At 71.2% G+C, this 7,745-nt stretch carries 8 protein-coding genes; all 8 read left to right on the top strand.

What is annotated here, in order from left to right; translation table 11 throughout:
• Nucleotides 1-374 (top strand): IclR family transcriptional regulator domain-containing protein (locus CCR87_RS05270; protein WP_274609746.1); only part of this gene is annotated, 374 nt, incomplete at its 5' end.
• Nucleotides 352-1,869 carry a class I adenylate-forming enzyme family protein gene (locus CCR87_RS05265; RefSeq protein ID WP_201156516.1) on the top strand — a complete coding sequence of 506 codons (1,518 nt, stop codon included), beginning with the start codon at nt 352-354 and terminating at the stop codon, nt 1,867-1,869. The genes CCR87_RS05270 and CCR87_RS05265, both read left to right, overlap by 23 nt.
• A 5-nt stretch (nt 1,870-1,874) precedes the next feature.
• Nucleotides 1,875-2,654 (top strand): citryl-CoA lyase, encoded by a 780-nt coding sequence (locus tag CCR87_RS05260; protein WP_201156515.1) that lies wholly within the window; start codon nt 1,875-1,877, stop codon nt 2,652-2,654.
• On the top strand, nt 2,654-3,370 hold the full coding sequence (locus CCR87_RS05255; protein WP_201156514.1) for an SDR family NAD(P)-dependent oxidoreductase: 717 nt from the start codon (nt 2,654-2,656) through the stop codon (nt 3,368-3,370). Before CCR87_RS05260 ends, CCR87_RS05255 begins: the two co-directional genes overlap by 1 nt.
• Nucleotides 3,371-3,424: 54 nt before the next feature.
• On the top strand, nt 3,425-4,402 hold the full coding sequence (locus CCR87_RS05250; protein WP_201156513.1) for a Bug family tripartite tricarboxylate transporter substrate binding protein: 978 nt from the start codon (nt 3,425-3,427) through the stop codon (nt 4,400-4,402).
• A gap of 346 nt (nt 4,403-4,748) precedes the next feature.
• On the top strand, nt 4,749-5,279 hold the full coding sequence (locus tag CCR87_RS05245) for a tripartite tricarboxylate transporter TctB family protein (protein ID WP_201156512.1): 531 nt from the start codon (nt 4,749-4,751) through the stop codon (nt 5,277-5,279).
• Between the two features lie 3 nt (nt 5,280-5,282).
• Entirely contained in the window at nt 5,283-6,785 is a 1,503-nt protein-coding gene (locus CCR87_RS05240) for a tripartite tricarboxylate transporter permease (protein WP_201156511.1), read from the top strand.
• Between the two features lie 5 nt (nt 6,786-6,790).
• Nucleotides 6,791-7,597 (top strand): SDR family NAD(P)-dependent oxidoreductase, encoded by an 807-nt coding sequence (locus tag CCR87_RS05235; protein ID WP_201156510.1) that lies wholly within the window; start codon nt 6,791-6,793, stop codon nt 7,595-7,597.
• The last annotated feature ends 148 nt before the right edge of the window (nt 7,598-7,745 follow it).

The raw sequence follows: 7,745 nt of genomic DNA, 5'->3' as shown, positions 1-7,745 counted from the left end.
GGGCGGGCAGCCTCGCGCTGCTGGCGGGGGACCCGGACGCGGGACATGTCATCGACGCGTTTTGCGGCATCTATGGCCGGTATGGCCGGCTGACGGCGGACCGGGTGCGCGCGGGCGTGGTGCGCGCCCGCGCCGAGGGCCACGCCTTCAACGATTCTCAGGTCATCGAGGGGGTGGGCGCCATCGGCGTGCCGGTCCACGACCCGCGCGCGGGGGCGCAGGCGCTGCCGGTCGCGGCGATTTCGGTGGCGGCGATCTCGTCGCGGCTGCGCCCCGAGCGGCGGGCCGAGATCTGCGACGTCATCCGCGCGGCCCTGGCCGAGCTGAACCTGTCAGACCGGAGGACCCCCGTTGCAGCCGATCCGAGTCTTTGAACGCGCCGTCCGCCGCTGGCCGGACGCCATCGCCGTGGAATGCGGCGCACGCACGCTCAGCTATCGCGCGCTGGCGGCGCGGGTGGGCGCGCTGGCGGCGGGGTTGCAGGCCATCGACCCCGCGCCGGGATCGCGGGTGGCGATCTGCTGCGGCAACGACCTGGCGCATCTGACGGCGTGGCTGGCGGTGCTGGCGGCGGGCAAGGTGTGGGTGCCGCTGTACCCGCGCAACCCGCAGGACGAACTGGCGCGCGCCGCCGCATTCACCCGCGCGTCGATCGTCATCACCACGCCGGAGTTGCGCGACGCGCTGGCCATCGACGGGGCGCGGGTGATCGTGGCCGAGGGCACCGGCCCGGACACCGTCGCGGGCCTGATCGCGGCGCATGACGGGGGCGCGCCGGTGGCCCACCGCCTGGCCGGCGATGCCACGCAGGCGATCAAGTTCACCGGCGGCACCACCGGCCGGCCCAAGGGGGTGATGCAGCCCTATCGCGCGTGGAACACCAACATCGTGACGCAGATCGCGGCCTGGGGGCTGGCGCCGGGGGATCGCTATCTGGCCGGGGCGCCGATCACGCACGGCACCTCGACCTATATCCTGCCGACTCTGGCGACGGGCGGCACGCTGGTGCTGATGGACCGCCCCACCACCGAACAGACGCTGGACGCGCTGCGCAACGCGGCCATCACCACGACCTTCCTGCCGCCCACGGTGCTGTACATGCTGATGCAGCAGCCGGGCGTTGCGGGGGATTATCCGCACCTGCGCACCATCGTCTATGGCGCGGGCCCCATGCGCCCTGAGGAAATCGCCCGCGCGCAGTCGATCTTCGGCCCCGTGATCGGATCGACCTATGGCCAGACCGAGGCGCCGCAGATCGCCACGATGATCTCCGCGGCCGAGATGCTGCGCGACGACAAGCGCGCCTCCGTCGGGCGCGAGACCATGCTGTCGGAGGTCGCCGTGCTGGACCCCGACGGCCGCGCCGTGCCGCCGGGTGAGACGGGCGAGATCGTCATCGCGGGCGATCTGGTGATGACCGGCTACTGGGACCAGCCCGACGTGACCGCGAAGACCCTGCGCGGCGGCTGGCTGCACACCGGCGATCTGGGCTTCATCGACGACGAGGGCTTTGTCTTCATCCGCGGCCGGGCCAAGGACATGATCATCACCGGGGGCTTCAACGTGTATCCGGCGGATGTCGAACCGGCCATCGGCGCGCATCCGGCGGTGGCCGATTGCGCCGTCTTCGGCGTGCCCGACGACAAGTGGGGCGAGGCGGTCCACGCGGCCGTGCAACTGCGCCCGGGCCATGCCGCGGGCGACGGGCTGGCGCGCGACATCATCGGCTTCGTGCGCGACCGCGCAGGGCCGGTGCGCACCCCCAAGACCGTGACCTTCTACGACGCCATGCCGCGCAACCAGATCGGCAAGTTGCAAAAGGACGTGCTGGTGGCCGACTTCACCGCCCGCGCCACAACGGAGGGCTGACCCCCATGACCACCCCCACCACCGCGCTGTGCCGCTACACCGAGACGGAGATCTTCTATCGCGACCGCAACCTTGTGGGCGACCTGATGGAGGGGGGCGGGGATTTCGTCTCGCTGATGATGTCGCACATCCTGGGCCGTGACGTGGCCGCGCATGAGGTGCGGGTGATGAACGCCATCCTCATCACCATGATGGAGCACGGGCTGACACCGTCGGCCATCGCCACCCGCTCGGTCTACATGAGCGCGCCGGAGAACCTGCAGGGCGCGGTCGCCGCCGGCCTGATGGCGGTCGGCAGCCAGTTCGTCGGCACCATCGAGAACAACGCCCGCCTGCTGGCCCGTCTGGTCGCGGTGCCGGAGGCCGACCGACCCGCGCTTGCGCGCGAGATCGTGGCCGAGCACCGCGCCGCCGGACGCCGGATGCCAGGCTTCGGCCACCACCTGCACCGCCCCGACGATCCCCGCGCGCTGAAGCTGCTGGAGATCGGCGCGCGCGAGGGCCTGCAGGGCGGCCACATCGCCGCGCTGCACACCCTGGCGCAGGCCGTGGACGCCGCCGCCGGGCGCCACATCACCATCAACGCCACCGGCGCCACGGCGGCGCTGCTGGGCGACATGGACATCCCCGTGCCGCTGATGCGCGGGTTCGCCGTGATCTCGCGCGCCGCCGGTCTGGTGGCCCACATTGCCGAGGAAGCCAGCCGCCCCTCGGGCCGGTTCATCTGGGATCTGGTGGACCGCGCGATTCCGTTCGACGCCGACGGCCCGTCGGGGGGGCGCTGATGGCGGGGGATTACGCGCTGGTCACGGGGGGAGCGCGCAACATCGGCGCGGCCATCGCCCGGCGCCTGACGGCCGACGGGCTGCGGGTGATCGTGGCCGACCGCGTGCCCCCCGAACATGACGCGCTGAGCGAGTTCGTGCAGGTCGACCTGTCCGACGCCGAGGCGCTGCGCTGTGCGCTGGACGGCGCGCTGGCCGGGCGGCGCGTCACCCGGCTGGTCAACAACGCGGGCATCGTCGCGCCCGCCGCGCTGGAGGACACCGACCTGGAGGATTTCGCCCAGGTGCAGGCCGTCAACCTGCGCGCGCCGGTGATCTGTGCCCAGGCGGTGCTGCCGGCGATGAAGGCCGCGGGCATGGGGCGCATCGTGTCGATCTCCAGCCGCGCGGCCCTGGGCAAGGAGCTGCGCACGGCCTATGCCGCCTCCAAGGCCGGGCTGCACGGCATGACCCGCACCTGGGCGCTGGAGCTGGGCCGCCACGGCATCACCGTCAACGCCGTCGGCCCCGGCCCGATCAACACCGCGCTGTTCCAGGCGGTCAACCCGCCCGGCGATCCCCGCACGCAGGCCATCATCGACGGCGTGCCGGTGAAGCGCCTCGGCACCCCCGAGGACGTGGCCGCGGCGGTGGGCTTTCTTGCATCCGACCAGGCCGGATTCGTCACCGGGCAGGTCCTTTATGTCTGCGGCGGCATGACCATCGGCGCCGCATGACCCGCGCGGCCCCCCGGCACGGGGGTCCGCATCACTTCAGGGAGGAGACCCACCATGACCATCCGGAAACTCGTGGCCACCGGCGCCGTCGCTGGCGTGCTGGGCGCGCTTGCGCCCGTCGCCGCCGAGGCGTTCCCCGACCGCCGCATCTCGATCATCGTGCCGTATTCGGCGGGCGGTGCGACCGACATCCTGGCCCGGCAGGTCGCCGACAAGCTGGGTCCGATCCTGGGCCAGACGGTGACGGTGGAAAACCGCCCCGGCGCGGGCGCCACGCTGGGCACCACCCAGGCCGCGAACGCGCGCCCCGACGGCTACACGCTGTTCATGGGCCAGGTGTCGTCGCACGGGATCGCGCCTGCGGTGTATGAAAACCTGCAATATGACCCGGTCGCGGATTTCCAGCCGCTGACCTGGCTGATGTCCATTCCCAACGTGATGGTCGTCAACGCCGACAGCCCCTACACCACCGTGCAGGAGTTCATCGACGGCGCGCGCGAGCGGTCCAAGACCTTCGGCTCGTCCGGCACCGGCAGCTCGATCCATCTGTCGGGCGAGATGTTCAAGTTCATGACCGGCATCGAGATGACGCATGTCCCCTTCCGCGGCTCGGGCGAGGCGGTTCCGGCGCTGATCTCGGGGGATGTGGACGTGATGTTCGACAACCTGCCGTCGGCGATCACGCACATCCAGTCGGGCGCGCTGCGGGCGCTGGGGGTGACCACGCCCGAGCGTTCCGAGATGCTGCCCGACGTGCCCGCGATCTCCGAGCTGGGGATCGAGGGGCTGGAGGCGTTCTCGGCCACGTCGTGGTTCGCGCTGTTCGCCCCCGCGGGCATCAGCGAGGAGGTCACGCAGACCCTGTCGTCGGCCATCCTGGAGGCGCTGGAGGATGAGGATCTGATCCGCCAGATCACCGAGCGCGGCGGCATGATCGAGGGCGGCACCCCCGAGGATCTGGCGGCGCATGTGGAGGCCGAGCTTGCCAGCTGGGCCACCGTGGTCGAGGCCGCGGGCGTCACCGTCGATTGAGGAGACCCCCCGCGCCGACCCGAGGGTCGGCGCGGACTTGCGACTCCTGTGCCGACCCTCGGGTCGGCGCGGGCCTGCGACTTCTGTGCCGACCCCCGGGTCGACGCGGACCTGCGACACCTGTGCCGGCTCTCGGGTCGGCCAGCGACCAGGACTCATGCGCCGCCCCTCGGGTCGGCCCGCGAGCAGGACGGCTGCGCCGACCCCAGGGTCGGCGCGGGGCCCACGACCCTTGCGCCGGTCCCGGATGGCCCGGCGCAAGGTCGCCCACCACGATCGACCCGCGCCGCAGCAGGGCGCGGCCGCAACCGGACCGCAGCGTCCGCCAAGGGGGAGGGGGTTCGCCATGGAAACACACGACCACGCCGCGCGGGACCGCCTGCGGCTGCGCCAGCGCCGCCAGGACGCGGTCTTTGCCGTCCTGATGATGGTGTTCGCGGTGGTGATGGCCTTCGTGGTGATCCCCGCGGGGGTGCGGGTGCCGGCCTCGGTGGCGCATCTGCCGCTGTCGCCGCGGTTCTTTCCCTATGTGCTGGTGGGGATGGTGTTCGTATTTGCCGCCGCCATCGCGGTGATGAGCGTGATCGGACCGCCCCCCCTGCCGCCCGACGCCGAGGCCGCCGCGCTGCGCCCGCGCTGGCCGCTGCGGCTTGCGGCGCTGCTGGCGGTGCTGGCGGGCTGGGTTGTGCTGCCCGAGCGGGTGGGGATGGCGCCGCTGGCCGTCGTGGCCACCATCGCGCTGCTGCTGGTGGGCGGCGAGCGCCGGATCTGGATGCTGGGCGCCGTCGGCGTGGTGGTGCCGGTGCTGGTCTATCTGCTGTTCACCGAGGTGTTCCATGTGCCGATGCCCGCCGGGCCCCTGCTGGAGAGGAGGTAGCCGATGTGGAGCGATATCGCGGCCGGGCTGACGCTGTTCTGGGGGCTGGACAATGTGCTGGCGATCTCGGGCGGGGTGCTGCTGGGGGTGGTGGTCGGCGCCATTCCGGGGCTGACGGCGACGATGGCGGTGGCGCTGGCGCTGCCGCTGACGTTCGCGATGGCGCCGGTGACGGCGATCCTTTTGCTGGTGGGGGTCTACAAGGGTGGCGTCTTCGGCGGCTCCATCACGGCGATCCTTCTGCGCGCTCCGGGCACGCCGGCGGCGGCGGCGACGCTTCTGGACGGCTATCCGCTGGCCCAGCAGGGCAAGGCCGGCAAGGCGATGAAGATGGCGCTTTACGCCTCGTGCATCGCGGATTTCCTGTCCAACATCGCGCTGATCTTCTTTGCCGGGATGATCGCGGGGCTGGCGCTGGCGTTCGGCCCGCCGGAGTTCTTCTGGCTGATCTGTTTCTCGCTGACGGTGGTGATCGCGATCGCGGGGTCCTCGCTGGCCAAGGGGCTGATTTCCGGGGCGCTGGGGCTGCTGGTGTCCACCGTGGGGCTGGATCTGGTGCAGGGCTCGCAGCGGTTCACCTTCGACAACTTCAACCTGATGGGGGGGGTGGGGTATATCCCGCTGCTGATCGGGCTGTTCGCCCTGCCGGAGGTGATTGATTTCTACGTCCGCCGGGGCGCGCCGTTTGCCGTGCGCGCCGCCGATGCCAGCCGCGTGACGATGGCGGAGTTCAAGCGCTCCCTCGTCTCCATCGTGCGCGGCAGCTTCATCGGGGTGATCATCGGCACCATCCCCGGCGCGGGCGCCACGGCGGCGGCCTTCCTGTCCTATGGCGAGGCGAAGCGGTCCTCGCGCCACCCGGAAACCTTTGGCAAGGGCGAGATCGAGGGCGTCGCGGCCGCGGAATCGGGCAACAACGGCGTCGCGGGCGCCACCATGATCCCGCTGCTGTCGCTGGGCATTCCGGGCGATGTGGTGACGGCGGTGATCCTGGGGGCGTTCATGCTGCACGGGCTGGCGCCGGGGCCGATGATGTTCCAGCAGAACCTCGACATCATCTATGCTCTTTTTGCGGGCATAATGCTCAGCTCGGTGGTCCTTTTTGTGGCGGGGAGCCTCGCGATACGTTACGTTATACGAATTGTGGACATTCCGCGCCACATCCTGATGCCGCTGGTGCTGCTGTTTTGCGTCTTTGGCACATTCGCGGTGCAGGCACAGATGTTTGATGTACTGGTGATGGTGGTGTTCGGGGCGCTTGGATACCTGATGCTGCGCATCAACATGTCCGCCGCGCCGTTCCTGATGGGGTTCATCCTGGGCCCGCTGTTCGAGGACAACCTGCGCCGGACGTTCCTGATCGCGCAGGACATGAGTGTGTTCTTCCGCAGCCCGATCTGCTGGATCTTCATCGTGCTGACGGGGGTGTCGCTGTTCATCGGGATCCGGCGCGAGATGCGCACCCTGCGCGCGCGCCGCACCCTGGCAAGGCTGGAAGGGTCGTGATCGACATGGAACTGAGGGACCGCGTGGCCGTGGTGCTGGGTGCGGGCTCCATCGCCGAGGGGATCGGCATCGGCCGCGCCATCGCGATGGATTTCGCCCGCCACGGCGCCCGCGTCGTCGCCGCCGACCGTGACGCCGATGCCGCCACCGAGACCGTCGCCGCCATCGCCCTGGAGGGGGGCTTTGCCACCCCCGCCGTCGTCGATGTGTGCGACGACGCCGCCCTGACCGAGATGCTGGGCCAGGTGGAGGCCGCCGAGGACCGCATCGACATCCTGCACTGCAACGTCGGGCTGGGCCGCTCGGGGCCGTCGGCCGACACCACCCCGGCGGAGTGGCGCCGCATCGCCGATGCCAACCTGACCGCGCTGCATGTGGCCGCACAGGCGGTGCTGCCGGGGATGCGGGCGCGCGGGCGGGGGGTGATCCTTGTCACCTCCTCGATCGCGGGGGTGCGGGATGTGGGGTATCCGCACCTCGCCTATGGCACCACCAAGGCCGCCGCGATCCAGTTCGCCCGCCTGCTGGCCTCCGAGGTCGCGCCCGACGGCATCCGCGTCAACGCCATCGTCGCAGGCCTGATCGACACGCCGCGCATCGGCGTCACGCTCGCCAACGCCTATGGCGGGCTGTCCGAGGCCGAGATGCGCGCGCGCCGCCACGCGCAATGCCCGCTGGGCCGGATGGGCAGTGCGTGGGACGTGGCCCATGCCGCGACGTTCCTCGCCTCCGACCGGGCGGGCTACATCACCGGTGCTGCGCTGGTGGTCGACGGCGGGCTGTCCAACGCCATCCGCCAACCCGCCGGGTGAGGGGGCAGACCTCGCCCGTCGCCGCGCTTGCCTTTGCCGCGTTGCCGCTGGTGGGGCTGTGGGATGCGGTCCCCGGCGCCAGCGTGCCGGGGTGGCTGTGGGGGCTGGCGGCGGGCGGCTGCCTGCTGGGCCAGCGCGCGGCGCTGGG

This window comes from Rhodobaculum claviforme (genome assembly GCF_016653255.1).
GTDB classification, from domain to species: domain Bacteria; phylum Pseudomonadota; class Alphaproteobacteria; order Rhodobacterales; family Rhodobacteraceae; genus Rhodobaculum; species Rhodobaculum claviforme.
Note: the sequence above shows the minus strand (reverse complement) of the source record. Positions and strands in the feature narration are given on the sequence as shown.

Coding starts and splice junctions, on each gene's coding strand:
- CCR87_RS05260 (WP_201156515.1), top strand. CDS start 1,875: ATGACCACCCCCACCACCGCGCTGTGCCGCTACACCGAGACGGAGATC.
- CCR87_RS05255 (WP_201156514.1), top strand. CDS start 2,654: ATGGCGGGGGATTACGCGCTGGTCACGGGGGGAGCGCGCAACATCGGC.
- CCR87_RS05250 (WP_201156513.1), top strand. CDS start 3,425: ATGACCATCCGGAAACTCGTGGCCACCGGCGCCGTCGCTGGCGTGCTG.
- CCR87_RS05245 (WP_201156512.1), top strand. CDS start 4,749: ATGGAAACACACGACCACGCCGCGCGGGACCGCCTGCGGCTGCGCCAG.
- CCR87_RS05240 (WP_201156511.1), top strand. CDS start 5,283: ATGTGGAGCGATATCGCGGCCGGGCTGACGCTGTTCTGGGGGCTGGAC.
- CCR87_RS05235 (WP_201156510.1), top strand. CDS start 6,791: ATGGAACTGAGGGACCGCGTGGCCGTGGTGCTGGGTGCGGGCTCCATC.